Source organism: Nocardiopsis sp. EMB25, from assembly GCF_026797795.1.
GTDB lineage: Bacteria > Actinomycetota > Actinomycetes > Streptosporangiales > Streptosporangiaceae > Nocardiopsis > Nocardiopsis lucentensis.
Window position 1 is genome coordinate 1,738,022 of sequence record NZ_JAMTDN010000001.1, and the last position, 16,907, is coordinate 1,754,928.

At 71.5% G+C, this 16,907-nt stretch carries 16 protein-coding genes; 7 read left to right on the plus strand and 9 right to left on the minus strand.

The genetic code is table 11. The features are described 5' to 3' along the window. Positions 1 to 20: 20 nt before the first annotated feature. The 3 genes from pabB to KIK06_RS07535 form a co-directional block, all read right to left on the minus strand. A complete protein-coding gene (gene pabB, locus KIK06_RS07525; protein WP_268642561.1) occupies positions 21 to 2,084 on the minus strand; it encodes an aminodeoxychorismate synthase component I in 2,064 nt (687 codons plus the stop codon). A gap of 313 nt (positions 2,085 to 2,397) precedes the next feature. Beyond that, positions 2,398 to 2,901, minus strand: a complete 504-nt coding sequence (locus tag KIK06_RS07530; RefSeq protein ID WP_268642562.1) for a hypothetical protein — start codon at positions 2,899 to 2,901, stop codon at positions 2,398 to 2,400. Positions 2,902 to 2,936: 35 nt separating this feature from the next. Beyond that, positions 2,937 to 3,668, minus strand: a complete 732-nt coding sequence (locus tag KIK06_RS07535) for a class I SAM-dependent DNA methyltransferase (RefSeq protein ID WP_017597547.1) — start codon at positions 3,666 to 3,668, stop codon at positions 2,937 to 2,939. Between the two features lie 284 nt (positions 3,669 to 3,952). Between KIK06_RS07535 and bioB the strand changes: the two genes are divergently transcribed. Further along, positions 3,953 to 5,014, plus strand: a complete 1,062-nt coding sequence (gene bioB / locus KIK06_RS07540) for a biotin synthase BioB (protein ID WP_268642563.1) — start codon at positions 3,953 to 3,955, stop codon at positions 5,012 to 5,014. Positions 5,015 to 5,066: 52 nt separating this feature from the next. Here the strand turns inward: bioB and KIK06_RS07545 are convergent, their stop codons facing one another. Beyond that, a complete protein-coding gene (locus tag KIK06_RS07545) occupies positions 5,067 to 6,236 on the minus strand; it encodes a thiolase family protein (RefSeq protein ID WP_268642564.1) in 1,170 nt (389 codons plus the stop codon). A gap of 32 nt (positions 6,237 to 6,268) precedes the next feature. Then, positions 6,269 to 7,042 (minus strand): acyl-CoA thioesterase, encoded by a 774-nt coding sequence (locus KIK06_RS07550; RefSeq protein WP_268642565.1) that lies wholly within the window; start codon positions 7,040 to 7,042, stop codon positions 6,269 to 6,271. A 238-nt stretch (positions 7,043 to 7,280) separates the two neighbouring features. Between KIK06_RS07550 and KIK06_RS07555 the strand changes: the two genes are divergently transcribed. Then, entirely contained in the window at positions 7,281 to 8,330 is a 1,050-nt protein-coding gene (locus KIK06_RS07555) for a flavin-containing monooxygenase (RefSeq protein ID WP_017597543.1), read from the plus strand. 203 nt (positions 8,331 to 8,533) lie between these two features. After that, positions 8,534 to 9,016: a winged helix-turn-helix transcriptional regulator gene (locus KIK06_RS07560; protein WP_268642566.1), complete on the plus strand. Its 483-nt coding sequence runs from the start codon at positions 8,534 to 8,536 to the stop codon at positions 9,014 to 9,016. A gap of 152 nt (positions 9,017 to 9,168) precedes the next feature. Here KIK06_RS07560 and KIK06_RS07565 read toward each other — a convergent pair whose 3' ends face one another. Next, on the minus strand, positions 9,169 to 9,459 hold the full coding sequence (locus tag KIK06_RS07565; protein ID WP_017597541.1) for a YiaA/YiaB family inner membrane protein: 291 nt from the start codon (positions 9,457 to 9,459) through the stop codon (positions 9,169 to 9,171). 246 nt (positions 9,460 to 9,705) lie between these two features. Here KIK06_RS07565 and KIK06_RS07570 point away from each other — a divergent pair, with 246 nt between their 5' ends. Both KIK06_RS07570 and KIK06_RS07575 read left to right on the plus strand, forming a co-directional pair. Next, a complete protein-coding gene (locus KIK06_RS07570; protein ID WP_268642567.1) occupies positions 9,706 to 10,500 on the plus strand; it encodes a class I SAM-dependent methyltransferase in 795 nt (264 codons plus the stop codon). Positions 10,501 to 10,647: 147 nt separating this feature from the next. Next, positions 10,648 to 11,358 carry a VOC family protein gene (locus KIK06_RS07575; protein WP_268642568.1) on the plus strand — a complete coding sequence of 237 codons (711 nt, stop codon included), beginning with the start codon at positions 10,648 to 10,650 and terminating at the stop codon, positions 11,356 to 11,358. Between the two features lie 171 nt (positions 11,359 to 11,529). Here KIK06_RS07575 and KIK06_RS07580 read toward each other — a convergent pair whose 3' ends face one another. Continuing rightward, a complete protein-coding gene (locus KIK06_RS07580; protein ID WP_268642569.1) occupies positions 11,530 to 12,750 on the minus strand; it encodes a cation:proton antiporter in 1,221 nt (406 codons plus the stop codon). A gap of 356 nt (positions 12,751 to 13,106) precedes the next feature. On the opposite strand from KIK06_RS07580, the gene KIK06_RS07585 reads away from it, so the two are divergent. Further along, positions 13,107 to 13,802: a type 1 glutamine amidotransferase domain-containing protein gene (locus tag KIK06_RS07585; protein WP_268642570.1), complete on the plus strand. Its 696-nt coding sequence runs from the start codon at positions 13,107 to 13,109 to the stop codon at positions 13,800 to 13,802. Positions 13,803 to 13,869: 67 nt separating this feature from the next. Here KIK06_RS07585 and KIK06_RS07590 read toward each other — a convergent pair whose 3' ends face one another. Next, the gene (locus KIK06_RS07590; protein WP_268642571.1) at positions 13,870 to 14,727 is read right to left on the minus strand and encodes a siderophore-interacting protein; all 858 of its coding nucleotides are present in this window, start codon (positions 14,725 to 14,727) and stop codon (positions 13,870 to 13,872) included. Positions 14,728 to 14,843: 116 nt separating this feature from the next. Then, complete coding sequence (locus tag KIK06_RS07595) at positions 14,844 to 15,959, minus strand: NAD(P)/FAD-dependent oxidoreductase (RefSeq protein WP_268642572.1); 1,116 nt, start codon at positions 15,957 to 15,959, stop codon at positions 14,844 to 14,846. 134 nt (positions 15,960 to 16,093) lie between these two features. Between KIK06_RS07595 and ddaH the strand changes: the two genes are divergently transcribed. Then, positions 16,094 to 16,906, plus strand: coding sequence for a dimethylargininase (gene ddaH, locus KIK06_RS07600; RefSeq protein WP_327084634.1), 813 nt, complete (start codon positions 16,094 to 16,096; stop codon positions 16,904 to 16,906). Position 16,907 lies beyond the last annotated feature (1 nt).

The following is a 16,907-nucleotide window of genomic DNA, read 5'->3' on the forward strand; positions in this document are numbered from 1 at the left end:
ACGCCCCCCCACCCGGAGGGTCAGCGGACGCGGGCGGGCACGGCGGCCTTGAGCAGCATCTCCTCGTACTCGTCCTCGGGGTCGGAGTCCAGCACGATCGCGCCACCCGCCCCGATCGTCAGCTCCCCGCCGGAGCGCACCGCGGTACGGATGACGATGCTCAGGTCGGCGGTACCCGCGTGCGACAGATAACCCAGCGCACCGGAGTACACACCCCGCGCGGACGACTCCAACCGGTCGATGATCTCCATCGTCCGCAGCTTGGGCGCACCGGTCATCGACCCGCCCGGGAAACAGGCCCGGACGGCGTCCAGAGTGGTCACGTCCGGCCGCAGCCGCCCCCGCACCGTGGAGACCAGCTGGTGGACGGTGGCGTAGGACTCCGTGTACATGAACGCGGGCACCTGCACACTGCCGACCTCGCACACCCGGCCCAGGTCGTTGCGGAGCAGGTCGACGATCATGAGGTTCTCTGCGCGGGTCTTGGCGCCCGTGCGCAGCTCCTCGGCGGCGCGGCGGTCGGTGTCGGGGTCGGCGTGGCGGGGCGCGGTGCCCTTGATGGGGCGGCTCTCGGCCACCCGGTCCCCGTCCACGCGAAGGAAGCGTTCGGGCGAGGCGCTCAGGACGCTCACCGGGCCCAGGCGCAGCAGGGCGGCGTAGGGGGCCGGGCTGGCGGCGCGCAGGCGCCGGTACAGGTCCAGGTCGTCGTCGGAGGTGTCGTCGAGGAGCCGGACCCGGTTGGTCAGGCAGATCTCGTAGCTCTCCCCCTCGGTGAGGTGTCCCAGGCACTCCTTGACGTCGGTGACGTAGTCCCCGTGGGGTCGCTCCAGGTGGGCGCCGAGGTCCACGGCCGGTCCGGGGGGCGCGGGAGGGGGTGGGGCGGGCAGGGCGGAGAGCGCGTCGAGGGTGTGTCCGGCCCAGGCGCGGGCGCCGTCGCTGTCGTCGTGGACGACGTAGGCGCGTCCCTCGGCGTGGTCGACGGCGACGAAGCGGTCGCAGCGCATCCACACCGCGTCGGGGGTGGGCGAGGTGTGGGCGTTGTCGGCGCCGCAGTCGGCTTTGAGTTCGTAGCCGAAGTAGCCCACGTGTCCGCCGGTGAAGTCGAACGGCAGGCCGGTGGGGGCGGTGGGGCGGGTGCGGCGGTCGAGCGCGTCGAAGATCGTGCCGGGTTCGCGCCGCTCGGCGCCGTCGACGTCACGGACGCGGACCTCGCCGTCGCCGACGCGGTAGGTGAGGATCTCGCCGGTGGCGGCGCCGAGGAAGGAGAAGCGTGCGGGCCCCTCGGGGCGGGAGCTGTCCAACCAGAACGCGTACTCGGCGGCGCCGTACAGGTGGGCGAAGGCGGCCTCGGTGTCCACGGCGTGGTCGAGGACGTGTACACGGGGTGCGGGCGGTTCGGGCACGGCGGGTCTTCGGGGCCGTCCGGTGGCGGCGGACACGGCGCCGTCCAGGGTCGGGACGGCTCCGGGGGTGGTGCGCCCTCGTGCGGCGGTCCCCGTCCGCGCGAGGGGGCGGGCCAGCCGCAGGAAGTTGGCGACCAGGTCGGCTCCGGCGTCGCTGGCGATCGACTCGGGGTGGAACTGTACGCCCCAGCGCGGGAGTTCCCGGTGCTCCAGGCCCATGACCACGCCGTCCTCGGCCCAGGCGGTGGCGGTCAGCGGTGCGGGGAGCGGTTCGGGGACGGCCAGGGAGTGGTAGCGCACGGCGGTCAGGTCCTGGGGCAGCTTCTCGAAGAGGCCGCGTCCGGTGTGCCGGACCCGGGTGAGGTGGCCGTGGCGCGGGACGGGGGCGGCGGTGACGTCGGCTCCGGCCAGGTGGGCGATGGCCTGGTGGCCCAGGCACACGCCCAGGACCGGGAGGTGGGTGTGGGCCAGCAGTTCGGGCACCCGGCCCAGGTCACGGGGGTTGTGCGGGCGTCCGGGGCCCGGGGAGACCACCACGGCGTCGAGGGCGGCGGGGTCCAGGCAGTCCCAGCGGGCGTCGTCGTTCGTGAGCACCTCGGGGGACTCGCCCAGCACGCGCGCCAACAGCTGGTGGAGGTTGTAGGTGTAGGAGTCGTGGTTGTCGATCAACAGCAGGCGCATCAGGGAAATCCGAGGTAGAGGGGTCGGAAGCTCGTGGCCCACCCGGTGCGACCGAGGGGCGCCCGGGACCTTCGCTCCGGTTCCACTCCTGACGGTGTGGGCCGGACCCGAGTGAACACGCCCCGAACGGTGTCACCGGCGTCGGCTATGAGGCCGCCCCGACCTGGTGTGGGTGCCGAGCTGGTGCCCAGCGTATCCGGTATGCCCCCTGTGCGGGCATCGTCCCTCTTGGTGACGTGCGCGGCCGTGCCGTCGTCCGCCCCGGGGACGGGAGGAGGCGGGTGAGTACGCGGTGGGCGCGGGCGGGTGACGGTCACGTGGCCCCTTCCCGCCTCCATCCGGGCACCACCCACTCCGCCAACACCTCGAAGTCCTTCGCCGTGAGCCCCCTGGCCGGGTCCGCTCTGTGCAGGAGCACCGGTCCCGGGTGCCACATGTCGGCCCAGTCCCGGTCGGCGCGGGTGATCTCGTCGTCCACCCACGCGAACGGCCGCCCGCCGGCGTACTCCACGATGCCGGGGGTCTTGGCGTGCAGACCGGGCGCGTGGTTCCCGGTCACCGGGAACTCGCACACGGGAAGCTTCGGAAGGCCGATGCGGGGCGCGATGTGGACGTTGGCTTCGTGCCCCCACGTGGTGGCCCACACGAGTTCGTAGGGCAGCGCGGTCAGAGCGGCCCCGTGCCCGTGTTTGAGCAGTACCTCGAACCCGTTCGCCCTCCACTTCCGGTAGCCGTCGCGGTAGGCGCTCCGGCGGCTTCGGGCGTAGGGATTGAGGGGGCCGTCGACGTCGACGAACAGCAGGGGGCGCTGGTCCATGTGTGTCTCCGTTCGGTTCGCTCGGGACGCCCCGGTCAGGCCGCGCCGTAGACGCTGACGTGGAAGGGGCTGGAGGCGTCGAACCGCTCCCCGTTCCATCCCCCCGACCTGTCGACGAGGCGCAGGCCGGCCAGTCGGGCCATGAGGTCCATCTCCGACGGCCAGATCAGGCGGCAGGAGATGGGAGCCATGTCGATACCGTCGGAGCCGAGGCGCACGTGGTTCTCGTCGAGGATCTGCGTGGCGTGGTCGTACCGGTTCACGTCGAGGGTCACCGCGCCCGCGGTGACGCGCTCGACGTTGACGAACTGCTCACCCCGGATCCACGCCCAGGGCGGGGCGGCCTCGACCACGAACACCCCGTCCTCGTCCAGGTGGCGGGCGGCGTTCCGGAAGCACGCGATCTGACCCTCCTGGGTCAGGATGTTGTAGACGGTGTTGAAGACGAGGTACACGAGCGGGTAGGTCCTGCCGGTGGTCTGGGAGGCCATGTCACCGACGATCACGTCGAGGCCCTCACCTCCCGGCTTCTCGCGCAGCCTGGACACCATGTGCGGTGAGAGTTCGACGCCGTCGACCCGCACACCGCGTTCCGCGAGGGGGAGCGCGACACGACCGGTCCCGATCGCGAACTCCAGGGCCCTTCCGTGTCGCGCGTATCTCGCCAGGAAGGAGGCCGTGGCCTCCTCGTCACCACGGAGGTGGTCGTCGTAGTGTCGCGCCGTGTCCGGTCCGAAACTGCTCTCGGGGTGGAAGCCGTCCATCATGGGCCGCCAGTCTTCCGCCCGGCGACGGAGGCGACAACCGGTTTTCCGTCGGGCGGCGGAGCCGGCGCTCCGCCGCCGTCCGCGCACGTCGCTCTGGCACCGATCCCGCCTCGCGGGTACCCTGGCCGCCTCCCCGGGGGAAGGGCGCCCTTCCCTCCGGTGTGAGAGCGGCTTCGGGAAGGAGCGGACCCGGGGGAAACAGTCAGCGTGCACAAGACTTGCGCCGTGATTTTGGCGGGTTCGACGGATGCGCTCCGCGCGAGGAACACTCCAGGATCGTCACCGTGACGACTTTCCACTCTCTGGCCGACAAGGCCCTCCGACGTGAGACGCCCACCCGCGACGAACTCCGCCAGGTCCTGAGCAGCTCCGACGACGACCTGATGGACCTCGTCGCCGCCGCGTTCCGGGTCCGGCTGCGCTACTTCGGCCGCCGGGTCAAGCTCAACTACCTCGTGAACATGAAGAGTGGACTGTGCCCGGAGGACTGCTTCTACTGTTCACAGCGGCTCGGTTCCGAGGCCGACACCCTCAAGTACACCTGGCTCAAACCCGACCAGACGCGTGAGGCGGTCTCCGCCGGCGTCGACGCCGGGGCCAGCCGGGTGTGCCTGGTCGCCAGCGGGCGCGGCCCCACCGACCGCGATGTCGACCGCCTGGCCCCCACCATCTCCGACATCAAGTCCGAGTTCCCCGGGGTCGAGGTGTGCGCCTGCCTGGGGCTGCTCTCCCAGGGGCAGGCCGACCGCCTGCGCGACGCGGGCGTGGACGCCTACAACCACAACCTCAACACCTCCGAGGAGCGCTACGCCGACATCTGCACCACCCACGAGTTCTCCGACCGGGTGGAGACCGTGGAGCAGGCCAAGCACGCGGGCCTGTCGCCCTGCTCGGGCCTGATCGCGGGGATGAAGGAGAGCGACGACGACCTCATCGACGCCCTCCTGGCCCTGCGCGACCTGGAGCCGGACTCGGTGCCGGTCAACTTCCTCATGCCCTTCGAGGGAACGCCCCTGGAGGGCACCTGGGAGCTGACCCCCCAGCGCTGCCTGCGTATCGTGGCCGCCGCCCGCTTCGTCTTCCCGGACGTGGAGGTGCGCCTGGCCGGCGGGCGTGAGATCCACCTGCGCTCCCTCCAGCCGATGGCCCTGCACATCGCCAACTCGATCTTCCTCGGCGACTACCTGACGAGCGAGGGCCAGGCGGGCAAGGCCGACCGGGAGATGATCGAGGACGCGGGGTTCGAGGTGCAGGGGGCCGGGGAGCCGACCCTGCCCAAGGAGCGGCACGACCTGCTCAAAGCGCGCCAGCGGGGCGCGGGGACCGCTCTTCCCCCCAACGCCTGACGAGGTGACGGAGCGGGGCCGACCACCCGGTCGGCCCCGGGGAGTGCCCTGGTCAAAGCCGTTCGACGACGGTGGCGTTGGACAGCCCTCCCGCCTCGCACATGGCCTGGAGTCCGTACCGGCCGCCGTGCTCGTGCAGAGCGTGCACGAGCGTGGTCATCAGCCTCGCGCCACTGGCGCCGAGCGGGTGCCCGATCGCGATGGCACCGCCGTTGACGTTGACCCGGTTCAGGTCGGCGCCGGTCTCCTCGGCCCAGGCCAGGACGACGGACGCGAACGCCTCGTTGATCTCGAACAGGTCGACGTCGTCCATGGACAGCCCTGCGCGGTCGAGGACCTTGCGGGTGGCGGGGATGACCGCGGTGAGCATGTGGAGGGGGTCGTCCGCGGCCAGGGCGAAGCTGTGCAGCCGGGCCAGGGGCGTCAGGCCCAGGGCGGTGGCGGTGTCGGCGCTCATGATGAGTACGGCGGCGCTGCCGTCGCTGAGCGGGCTGGCGTTGCCCGCGGTGACGTCCCAGGTGATCTGTGGGAACCGGGCGGCCGTGGCGTCGTCGCGGTAGGCGGGAGGCAGGGCTGCGAGCGTCTCCGGAGTGCCGCCCTCGCGGATGCCCTCGTCGGTGGTGAGGCCGTTGACGGGGGCGAGTTGGGCGTCGAACGCGCCGCGCCGGGTGGCGTCGGCGGCACGGGCGTGGCTGGTGAGCGCGAACTCGTCCATCCGCTGTCGGGAGATGCCCCAGCGCGCGGCGATGAGTTCGGCGGCGATGCCCTGTCCGACCAGGCCCTCGGGGTAGCGCTTGGCGAAGCCCTCCCCCAGTGGGTCGGCGGATCCGGCCAGGTTGGCGCCCATGGGGACGCGGCCCATCGACTCGACCCCGGCGGCGACGGCGATGTCGTATGCGCCGGCGATGACGCCTTGGGCGGCGAAGTGGACGGCTTGTTGGCTGCTGCCGCACTGGCGGTCGACGGTGGTGGCGGGCACGGATTCGGGGAACCCGGCGGCCAGGAGCGCGCGTCGGGTCATGTTGGCGGCCTGCTCACCGTGCTGGGTGACCACGCCGCCGATGACGTCGTCCACCAGGGCGGGGTTCAGGCCGGTGCGTTCGATGAGGGCGTGGAGGCTGTGGGCGAGCAGGTCCACGGCGTTGACCTCGTGCAGGGCCCCAGTGGGTTTGCCCTTGCCGACGGGGGTTCTGACTGCGTCGACGATGACGGCTTCTCGCATGGCGGTGTCCCTCGCGGTCGGGTGGGTGTGGGTCAGGTCTGGATGAGGCGGCGCAGTTGGCGCCCCTGGGCGGCGAGGTGGCCGTCTCGGGTGCGCAGGGTGGTCTCGTCGACGCACAGGTCCTCGGACGCCCAGACGGTGCGGTGACGGATGAGGTACCAGGGCCCGTCGGGCCGACAGGGCGCCAGGTGCACGGACAGTTCGAGGGTGGGCACGGGGACGGGTCGGTCCCAGAGGGCGAACAGGCCCGGGGGCATGGCGTCGACGAGGATCAGGCGGGTGGCGTTCTCGTCCAGGTGGCCGATGTCGGTGGCCTCGGGTGCCAGCCGCACCCAGGCCTCGTAGGCGGGTTCGGTTCCCGCGGTGAGCGGGAGGGCGCCGCCGAGGGGGCGGATGTCGAGGTGGCGGCCGAAGCGCACGATGTCCTCGGGCGGGGTGAAGCGGTCGAGGGAGTCGGGGTCGGCCCGGTTCGTCGGGGGCGGGGCGTGGTGTGGCCAGACGGCCGGTGGGGAGTCCGGCCCGTGGGTCTGGCGGATGAGCGCGGTGGCCAGGCCGTCGATGGTGGCGGTCGAGGCGGCCGAGCGGCCGCCGCGCAGCGTGTGGACGCGGATGTCGAAGGTTCCGGGCGGGACGGGGTCCAGGAGGTGGACGGTGACGGAGCGGGGGGTCGCTCCGTGGACGTCGACGGCGGCCTGGAGCAGGTGGGCGGCGACCAGGCCCCCGTGGGTTCCGCCGAATCCGGCCCAGTCCGGGGCGAACACGGCATGTCGGGTGGTCTCACCGACATCCTGGCTATGGATTTGCATAGCCAGGAAGCTAGAGTGTTGACTATGGAAATGTCAAGTCAGCTCGTCCGTCCAGCGGTACTCCGCCGACCCGTGCCGGTGGGGTTCCGCCGCCTGAGGGACCGCCCGCGGGTGCGGCCTCCCCCGAGGCCGGCGCCGCGACCTCCAGGACCCGCCCGCCGGAACGGAACCCGCGGTTGTGCGCGCCTGAGCGGGACCGGTAGCCTCCCCTCGCACCCGAGGCCGGAGAGGATCCCTCATGTCCGAGTCCCCGATGGTCGTCATCGGTGCCGGAGAGGCCGGGCTGGCCGCCGTCCAAGCGGCCAACCGACGTCGGATCCGCCCGCTAGTGCTGGAGGCCGCGGACACGGCCGGGGGTTCGTGGCCGCACTACTACGACAGCCTGACCCTGTTCTCGCCCTCCCCCCACGCCTCCCTCCCCGGCAGGGCGATGCCCGGCGGTGCGCGCACCTACCCCTCCCGGGACGAGGTCGCGGCCTACCTGCGCGACTACGCAGCCCGACTGGACGCCGACTTTCACTTCGGCCAGAAGGTGACCCGCGTCGAACACGACGGTGACGGTTTCACCGTCTCCACCGCGGACGGCACTTCGCGACGCGCACGCGCGCTCATCGCGGCGTCGGGGACCTTCACCCGCCCGCACCGCCCCGCGCTGCCGGGCCTGGGCGGGTTCGCCGGCGCGGTGCTCCACTCGGCTGACTACCGTTCCCCCGAACCCTTCGAGGGGCAGCGGATCGTGGTCGTGGGAGCCGGGAACTCCGGTGTGGAGATCGCCGTCGAGCTGGCGCGGGTGGCCAGGGTGAGCCTCTCCAGCCGGTCACCGATCGCCTGGGTGGACCAGCGCCCGCTGGGCCGTGACGTCCACTGGTGGGGTGCCGTCACGGGCGTCGACTCGGCCCCGGTGGGCCGGTTGTGGGAACGCGTTCGCACGCCGGTGATCGACGACGGCCGGTTCCGCGCGGCGTTCGCCACCGGCAACCCCGACCGCAGACCGCTCTTCGCCCGTCTGCGAGGACACCGTGTGGAGTGGGCGGACGGAGCCACGGAGCCCGTCGACACCGTGCTGCTGGCCACGGGCTACCGGCCCGCTCTGGACTACCTGGACGGTACCGGCGCCCTGGACGCCGACGGCGGCCCGCTGCACTCCGGCGGGATCTCCACCACGGTCCCGGCGTTGGGGTACGTGGGACTGGAGTTCCAGCGCAGCTACTCCTCGGCCAGCCTGCGCGGGGTCGGCCGCGACGCGCGCCGCGTCGTGCGCGGTGTCCTGGCACGCTCCGCCTCCTGACGGCACCCTCCAGTACGGACATCCGGGTCCCGCGCGGGCGCCGAACCGGCGTGCCACCGCCGCACCGTTCGGAAGGCCACCACGGACACCCTCGTCACCGTGGCCGGGCACGGCGCCCGGAACCGATTCCGCGAGGCGGACTCCCCGCCCCGCGGTCCGGTCGGGCGGGCCCTGGTCTTGCTTCGCTCACTAGGCTCTGGGGTATGACGATCAAGCTGGACCACGCCCTGGCCGACCCGCGCGCCTGGCGCCCCACCGAGTGCGCCATCGCTGGTGCCCTGGAGGTCCTCGGCCCCCGCTCCTCCCTGCTGATCATGCGCGAGGCACTGCTGTTCGGCGTGCGCCGCTTCGATCTGTTCGTCACCCGGGTCGGCGTCACCGAGGCGGTGGCCGCCGCCCGGCTCAAGCACCTGACCGAGGCCGGACTGCTGACCCGCGAGCCCTACAAGGAACCCGGCAGCCGCACCCGGTACGAGTACGTGCCCACCCAGAAGGGGCGTGACCTGACGCCCGTCGTCATCGCGCTGATGGAGTGGGGGGCCAAGTACCTCAAGCCGGACGGCGCACCCCTGTCGGTGGTCGACGACGCCTCCCGCGAACCCGTGCGCGTGGGCTACCTGGCAGCGGACGGCACCGAGCGGACGGAGGAGGACCTGCGCATCCAACCGACCCGGAACGGCCGGTGACGAACCCCGGTGCGCCGGTCGCGCGGCGGAACCGGGGCGGGACGCGAGGGGGCGCGCCAGGGGCGCGCCGGAGCCGCTCTTCCGCCCGGCGTCTGGCCCGCTGACGCGCTCGGGTTCGGCGCCGCCGCCAGGCCCCGGCGGCGCCGAACCGGCTACTGGTGCTGGTGGATCGGCTCCTGGCCGTTCCAGACCGGCATCTGCTGGTACTGCTGAGCCATCTCCTCGGCGATCGCGTCCTCCTGGCGGTCACGCACGCACTTGGCCAGGGTGAAGGTCGAGGTGATGACGAACAGGAGGCTCATCCCGAGGAAGGCGCGCATCCACAGGTCGACGGGTAGGTAGACGATGCCCGCGCCCGCCCCCAGGGAGGAGACGGCGAAGGCGATGACCGACTGGAGGTAGAACTGCGACGTGGACCGGGGGCGTGTGTTGGGGGTGCTCATGCGTCCATCGTGGTCCTTCCGTCCCCGGGGCGCCTGAGTAGGACTACTCACGTGCCCGCGCCGGTTACCGCGGCTGGGGCACGCGCGAAGTTCACCCCTTCCCCTACCAATCGCACATGAATGGATACCCTGTGTGTTCGTATGGGTGATTTCGGGCCGATCACCACTGCGGAGGTCGGCGGTCCACGCGTGCGCTCCGGAACGCCCGCCGCCCCGGAGACGACTCCGCAGAAGGGACCGACGACGATGCCCCGGAAGAACCTCACCGTGAACCGCTCACGGCTGAGCCACAGGATCGCCTACGCGCTCCGCCATCCGGGCCGGGTCCCGGCCCACCTTCGCAGGGCCGGACGCGACGCCTGGCTGCGGTACCGGTCACCCGACCACGTCTCCTACTACCGGGCGGTGATGAGGTCGGACACCGCCAGGAGCCCCGAGTCCGCCGTCGGCAGCGCGTGCCGGGAGAGATGGCTCGCGCTGGGCGCCATGCAGTTCGACTATCTGGTCTCCCACGGCCTGACCACGCGGGACCGGATGCTGGAGATCGGCTGCGGCAACCTGCGGGCGGGGTGGCGGTTCATCCGCTACCTCGACACCGGCCACTACTACGGCATCGACATCTCGCCCGACATCCTCTTCGCCGCGCAGGACACCGTGGCCGAGTTCGACCTGTGCGACAAGAGGCCGACGCTGACACCGGTCCGGGACCTGACCTTCGCCTTCCTGCCCGACGCCTACTTCACGGTGGTGCACGCCCACAGCGTCTTCTCGCACTCCCCGATCGAGGTGATCGAGGAGTGCTTCGCCCACGTCGGCCGCATCCTGCATCCGAACGGTTGGTTCGACTTCACCTTCGGCCGCACGGAGAAGGAGGCGCACCATGTGCTGAGGGAGGATTTCTACTACCGCACCGCGACCCTGGTCGCGCTCGCGGAGAAGCACGGGCTGCGCGCCCGGTTCATGGACGACTGGGAGGAGCTCCCGCACGGCCAGTCCAAGATCCGGGTGACCCACGGTTCCGAGGTGGCCGCGCGACGGTGACGCCCCGGACCCGGTGGGCCTCCTCCGGGGAACGGGTCCCCACCGTCGAGGGACGAACCCCGCCCGCGGCAGGTGGACGCGGGCAGGTTCCCTGGTTCGCGCGGCCATAGGATCGGCGGCATGGCAACTCGGCTTGTTCAAATTCACATGAGTGCTCTGGATGACTCCGCGCTCGGCGGGTTCTGGGCGAAGGCGCTCGACTGGGACCTTTCCAGCGAGGGGCCCGGCGTGACCAACCTGGAACCTGAGGGCTTTGTCTATCCGGACCCCGTCGCCGTCTGCCTTGACATCGTCGCCGTGCCGGAGCCCAAGACGGTGCGGAACCGTGTGCGCGTGGATCTCGCCACCACTTCCGTGGCTCATCAGGCGGAGTTGGTCGCGCGCCTCGAGGATCTCGGAGCGACGCCCGCTGACGTGGGCCAGGGGGATGTGCCGTGGACGGTCCTGGCCGACCCCGAGGGCAACGAGTTCTGCGTGCTGGAACCTCGGGAGATCTACCGGGATACCGGACCGATAGCCGCGGTGGCGGTCGACTGCGTTGACCCTCGGGCGATGGCCCGGTTCTGGGACGAGGCGATGGACTGGACCCTGCACGAGGTGACCGACGATCAGGCGGTGCTGCGCTCCGCTCAGGGCGTCGGCCCGTACCTGACATTCCTCCGCACGCCCGACGCGAAGACCGTGAAGAACCGCGTCCATCTCGACCTGCGGCCGTACCCCGGTGACGACCAGGCGGAGGAGGTGGCCCGGCTGCAGGAGCTCGGCGCCACCAAGATCGACATCGGCCAGGGCGATGTGCCGTGGACGGTCCTGGCCGACCCCGAGGGCAACGAGTTCTGCGTGCTCACCCCGGCCTGACGCGCAGTCGTGCCGACCAGAGGCGGGGAAGCACCGGAGGCGGTGCTCCCCCGTCAGGACCACCTCCATGCGGCCTTCCCGTCCTGTCTCCGGGGACCCACATCCAGGTGTGGCGGGATCCGAAGAAGAGCTCCCGCATCCGGACACCGTACGGGTCGGGCGCGAGCACGGTCACCCGTCCGTCGCGGCGGGCTCACCCGCGTGCGTCCGCACCCGTGCGCGTCCAACCAGCACCAGGCCGACCTGCGGAAAGATCAACACTGAGAGCATCCCCGCGCCGACCAGCGCGGCGGCGTGCGCCGAGTTCATGTCACCGGCGCGCGTTCCGATGGTGGTCAGCACCACGAGCAGGGGCAGCGCCGTGGCGGAGAACAACGCCAGTGCCACCCCCTCATGACCGCTCAACCCCTTGCGACACAGGAACCACACAGGAAGCCCACGTATGAGGAGGAACAGGAGCAGGAACATCGGTACGGTCGCGACCGCGCCCCAGTCCGACACGAGCGCCGACAGGTCGAACCGGACCCCGGTCACCACGAAGAACACCGGGATGAACACGCCGTAGGACACGGCCGTCATCCGCGTCTCGACCTCCTCAACCTCCCCTGGGTGGTTGTTGAACAGCATCACCCGGACGATGATCCCCGCTGCGAAGGACCCCAGGACGCTGTCCAACCCCAGGACCGTGGACACCCACAGCATGAACACCACCACCAGCAGGCACAACCGAACCGCGAGCTGGGTACTGGTACCCAGGGTCACCCGGACCAGCCGTTGTATCCGCGCGGAGGTTCCCCGAGACATCCGCCAGGCGGCCAGCACGGCCACGGCGAAGAAGGCCAGCAGCAGGAGCGACCCGGTCAGCGGCCGGTAACCGCTCAGCAGCAGAGCGATCACCACGATGGGCGCGAACTCCCCCACCGTTCCCGAGGCCAGCACCCGCGCGCCGAACACCGAGTCGAGCACCCCGGAGTCGCGCAGGATGGGCAGGACCGTCCCAAGCGCCGTGGTGGTCAGAGCCAGCCCGATGATCAGCGCCGTCTGCGACCAGCCGAGCAGCAGCCAGGCCGCACCCAGCCCCAGACCGAGCGCACACGCCCACGCCGCCCCCGCACGGCGTAGTGTCCCCCCTCCCACCCGGGACACGTCGATCTCGTAGCCGGCCATGAACATCAACAGGGCCAGCCCCATGCCGGACGCCGCCGTGATGACGTCGTTCTCCTCGACCAGACCGACCCCCGACGGGCCGATGAGGACGCCCAACGCGATCTCCAACACGACCCCGGGAAGTACCACCCAGCGACCGAGCACGTCGACCACCAGGGGCGCCACCACCGCGGCGGTCACGATGACCAGCAGTGGGGTCAGGCCCGTCACAGTCTCGGCTTCCACCGGCTTACGCCCTTTCCCAGTGTGCTCCTCCACCAGGTCATCCTGGCGAACGCACCGGCCGAACCGGTGGAGCCGCGCCCGGGGCCGCACACCACCGGAACGGTCCTGCCCGTGGTCCGGTCCTGCTCCCCGAAGGCGTGGGCCCGGGCGGCCCGCGTGATCCCAGAGCTGGCGCGTTTCCGCAAAGGCATAGGAATATTGATGTCAGGTATTCATCTTCCCATTGGACTCCGGTGGATCCGGTGCCTAGTGTTCAACGTCGTCGCCACACAGGCGGTCCGCACCCGCGGTGTCGGGGTGTGCGTCGCCACCCCACCGCGGGCCCGCAGCGGCCCGCCGCCCAGAGGGAGCACAGCATGTCGAAGATCCTTTTCGTGATGACCGGCGTCGACTACTGGACGCTGGCCGACGGGACCAAGCACCCCACCGGTTTCTGGGCCGAGGAGGCCGTCGCCCCCTACGAGGCGTTCACGGCCGCGGGCCACGAGATCGCCGTCGCCACCCCCGGTGGGGTCGTCCCCACCGTGGACGCGGGCAGCCTGTCCGCTGCGGCCAACGGCGGGCAGGAGGGCGCCGACAGGATGACCGCCGCCTTGGACGCCATGACCGAACTGCGCAGCCCCCTCGCCCTGGAGGACGTGGACCCGGTGGACTACGGCGCGGTCTACTACCCCGGCGGCCACGGGCCGATGGAGGATCTGGCGGTCAACGCCGACTCCGGGGCGCTGCTCACCCGGGCCTTGGAGAGCGGGATGCCGCTGGGCGTGGTCTGCCACGGCCCTGCCGCGCTCCTGGCGGCGACCAAGGCCGACGGCGCCAACTCCTTCGCCGGCTACGGGGTGGCGGCGTTCACCAACGCCGAGGAGCGCCAGGCCGGGCTTGCCGACAGGGCCAGGTGGCTGCTCCAGGACCGCCTCACCGAGGTCGGCGTGCGGGTGGAGGAGGGTGAGCCCTGGGCTCCCAAGGTGGTCGTGGACCGCAACCTGGTCACGGGCCAGAACCCGGCGTCTTCGGCCCCGCTCGCCGCCGAACTGCTGAAGAAGCTGGGCTGACCGATGGGCTCCGACGGTCCGGCCGCGGAGCCGCGCGCGGCTCCGCGGCCGGACACCGTCCTCGGTCCTACCGCTCTTCCCGGTGCAGCTCCAGCTTCTCCTGGGCCTCGGCCATGTCCTCGGTGGTGGGAGCGTCGTCCTGGGTCAGGGACCGCCGCCAGTATCCGGTGAAGTCGATGTCCTGTTTGGGTACGCCGCGGTCGTTGACCAGGTGGCGGCGCAGGGAGCGGACCATGCCCGCCTCGCCCGCGAGCCAGGCCCCCATCCGCCCCGACGGCAGGTCGGCGGCGCGCACGGCCGCCACCAGCCGTTCCCCGTGCGCGGCGTCCTCACGGTGAATCCACCGAAGGTCCACGTCGGCGCGCGTGGGCAGGGGCAGTTCCTCGGAGGTGTCGCCGACCTCGACCAGGACCACGGCGCGCCGCCCCTCGGGCAGGCTCTCCAGCAGGGTGCCCATGGCGGGCAGGGCGGTCTCGTCGCCCGCCAGGAGCAGCCAGTCGGGGGTGGCGGTGTCGAAGGGGGTGGCGAACTCCGTCGAGGGGCCGAACATGCCCAGGACGGCGCCGGGGCGGACCCGCCGCGCCCACCGGGTGGCGGGACCGGAGTCGCCGTGCACGACGAAGTCGATGTCGACGGTGCCCCGTTCGGGATCGTGCCCACGCAGGGTGAAACTGCGCATCCAGGGGCGTTCGTCGTCCGGTAGGGCCGTGTAGGCCTGGTACCAGGACGTCAGGTCCCCCTCGGGACGCGGCAGGCGGGGCACGTCCTGCCCCTCGCGGGGGAAGTAGAGCTTCACCTGCTGGTCGGGCCCGCCCAGGGACGGGACGGACAGGTCGTCACCGGTGAAGGTCACACGCACCATGTGCGGGGTGAGGGGGCGCGACGCGGCGACACGGAGGTAGCGGACCGGCATTTTCTCGCTCACCAAAACTCCTCAGAATATCGGTTTGTCCAGATGTTCTCAAGACCGAAACTCAAGTTCTAGCAAGCGATTTCGCGAAAATGTCAAATGAAAACCGCGACCGATTTCTGTGATATGAGTCACTCAACGTGGGGGCGGTCAGGGCGAAACTCCGCCAGATCCAGTCCCGGGTCCTCCCCCATCGCCAACCGGGCCGCGACCAGCCCCTGGTACGGGCCGAACGTCAGCCCCTCCGTCCCCAGGCCCGTCGCCACCACGGCCCCCGGCAACCGTTCGATCCGCCCCAGCAGCTGACGGCCGTCGTGCGTGCCTGGCCGGAACCCCACCCTGGTCTCCACGACCGTGGCCTCGGCCAGCCCCGGCAACACCTCCACCGCAGTGGACAGGTTGCGCAGCAGCCCACTGGCCGTCACCCGACGGTCGAACCCCGCCTCGGGCTCGACCGTGCCACCCGTGACCACCCGGTCCGGACCGAACGCGCACACGAAGAACGCACGCTCACCGAACCGCACCACCGGCCAGGCGCGTGTGTCACGACCCGGCAGCGCGAAGTGCGTCATCTGGCCGCGCACCGGGAACACCGGCAGGTCCACCCCCGCCACCGCGAGCAGGCGCGCCGACCACGCCCCTGCGGCGACGATGACCACGTCGGCCGCCAGATCGTCGCCGTTCACGCTCACGCCGGTCACACGGTGACCGTTCCACGACAGGTGCGCGTCGCCCTTGAAGTACCGCAGCCCCCGTTCCTCGGCGGCGTCGAACAGGGCATCGCGCGCCCGGCGTCCGTCGAGGCGGGCCATGCCCCCGATACGCACACCCCCGTACTCCTCGGGCACCAGGGGGAACAGGCCGGTCGCCTCGCCTGGCGCCAACCGTTCCACCCGCCCCATGGTGGCGAACTCCGGCCGCTCGGCCAGGGTGCGCATCAGGTCGTATCCGGCATCGTCCCCCTCCCGGTCCACAGAGACACCGCCGACCACCTCGTACCCGGTCACGTGCCTGTCCTCGGCCAACTCGGCCATCAGTTCCGGGTAGTGCGCGGCGGCACGCGCCTTGAACTCCCACAGTGGCGCGGAGTCCCAGGGGAACGGCCAGGGGAAGACCACCCCCGTCCCGGCGGAGGTCGCCTGCCCCGTGTGCGAGGCGTCCACCAGCGCGGTGGACACACCCTTCCTGGCCAGGTGGAAGGCCGCGCTCATGCCCACGATCCCGCCACCGACAACGATCACGTCCATGTGCTCACCCTGCCGCGCACAGGACCCGCGGACAAGACGGACGACCCGCGTGCCGCGTCCGGGATCCGGGGCGGCCGACGCGGTACGTTGAGCTCTCCCGAACCCCGACCCCGAGTCTCCGGGAGGTCACGCACGTGGACGGATTCACCAGCCCGGGGCTGGCCCTCACACGCAGGCCCAGCCCGGAGATGGAGCGGGGCATCCTCACCCACGTCCCCCGTTCCTCCGTGGACCCCGTGCTGGCCATGCGCCAGCACGTCATCTACCAGGAGGCGCTGGCCTCGGCCGGGTGGCGGGTGGTCGAGGTCGACCCGGCCCCGGGGCACCCGGATTCGGTGTTCGTCGAGGACACCGTGGTGGTCTGCGGGGACCTGGCGGTGCTGACGCGCCCGGGGGCCGAGGAACGTCGGGGCGAAGTGGAGGGCGTGGAGGCGTCGGTCCGCTCCCTGGGCCTGCGGGTGGCCCGGGTGGAGGCCCCCGGAACCCTGGACGGGGGAGACGTGCTCCAGGTGGGTGAGACCGTCTACGTCGGTGTGGGCGGGCGCACCAACGCCGAGGGGGCGGATCAGCTGGCACGTCTACTCAAACCGTTCGGCCGCGAGGTCAAACGGGTCGAATTCAAGGCGGTCCTGCACCTGAAGTCGGCGGTGACCGCCCTCCCCGACGGGTCGCTGATCGGGCTGCCCGATCTGGTGGACGCCACCGCACTGCCCCCGATCCGGCGCGCCCCCGAGGAACCGGGGGCGCACGTGCTGCCTCTGGGCGGACGCGACATCCTGGTCAGCGCCGCCGCGCACGCCACCATCCACGAACTGACCGCTGAGCACTGGCGGGTGCTGCCGGTGGACGTCTCGGAGTTCGAGAAGATGGAGGGCTGCGTCACCTGTCTGAGCGTCCTGGTCCCCGACCGGGACCGCGAGGGGCGGGGCACCGGTTCCGGGACCTGAG

What these genes read in the sequence shown, in the direction of transcription:
- KIK06_RS07570 (WP_268642567.1), top strand. Translation starts at nt 9,706, where the DNA reads ATGCCCCGGAAGAACCTCACCGTGAACCGCTCACGGCTGAGCCACAGG.
- KIK06_RS07555 (WP_017597543.1), top strand. Translation starts at nt 7,281, where the DNA reads ATGTCCGAGTCCCCGATGGTCGTCATCGGTGCCGGAGAGGCCGGGCTG.
- KIK06_RS07560 (WP_268642566.1), top strand. Translation starts at nt 8,534, where the DNA reads ATGACGATCAAGCTGGACCACGCCCTGGCCGACCCGCGCGCCTGGCGC.
- KIK06_RS07535 (WP_017597547.1), bottom strand. Translation starts at nt 3,668, where the DNA reads ATGATGGACGGCTTCCACCCCGAGAGCAGTTTCGGACCGGACACGGCG.
- pabB (WP_268642561.1), bottom strand. Translation starts at nt 2,084, where the DNA reads ATGCGCCTGCTGTTGATCGACAACCACGACTCCTACACCTACAACCTC.
- KIK06_RS07550 (WP_268642565.1), bottom strand. Translation starts at nt 7,042, where the DNA reads ATGCAAATCCATAGCCAGGATGTCGGTGAGACCACCCGACATGCCGTG.
- KIK06_RS07585 (WP_268642570.1), top strand. Translation starts at nt 13,107, where the DNA reads ATGTCGAAGATCCTTTTCGTGATGACCGGCGTCGACTACTGGACGCTG.
- KIK06_RS07595 (WP_268642572.1), bottom strand. Translation starts at nt 15,959, where the DNA reads ATGGACGTGATCGTTGTCGGTGGCGGGATCGTGGGCATGAGCGCGGCC.
- KIK06_RS07565 (WP_017597541.1), bottom strand. Translation starts at nt 9,459, where the DNA reads ATGAGCACCCCCAACACACGCCCCCGGTCCACGTCGCAGTTCTACCTC.
- KIK06_RS07545 (WP_268642564.1), bottom strand. Translation starts at nt 6,236, where the DNA reads ATGCGAGAAGCCGTCATCGTCGACGCAGTCAGAACCCCCGTCGGCAAG.
- KIK06_RS07530 (WP_268642562.1), bottom strand. Translation starts at nt 2,901, where the DNA reads ATGGACCAGCGCCCCCTGCTGTTCGTCGACGTCGACGGCCCCCTCAAT.
- KIK06_RS07575 (WP_268642568.1), top strand. Translation starts at nt 10,648, where the DNA reads ATGAGTGCTCTGGATGACTCCGCGCTCGGCGGGTTCTGGGCGAAGGCG.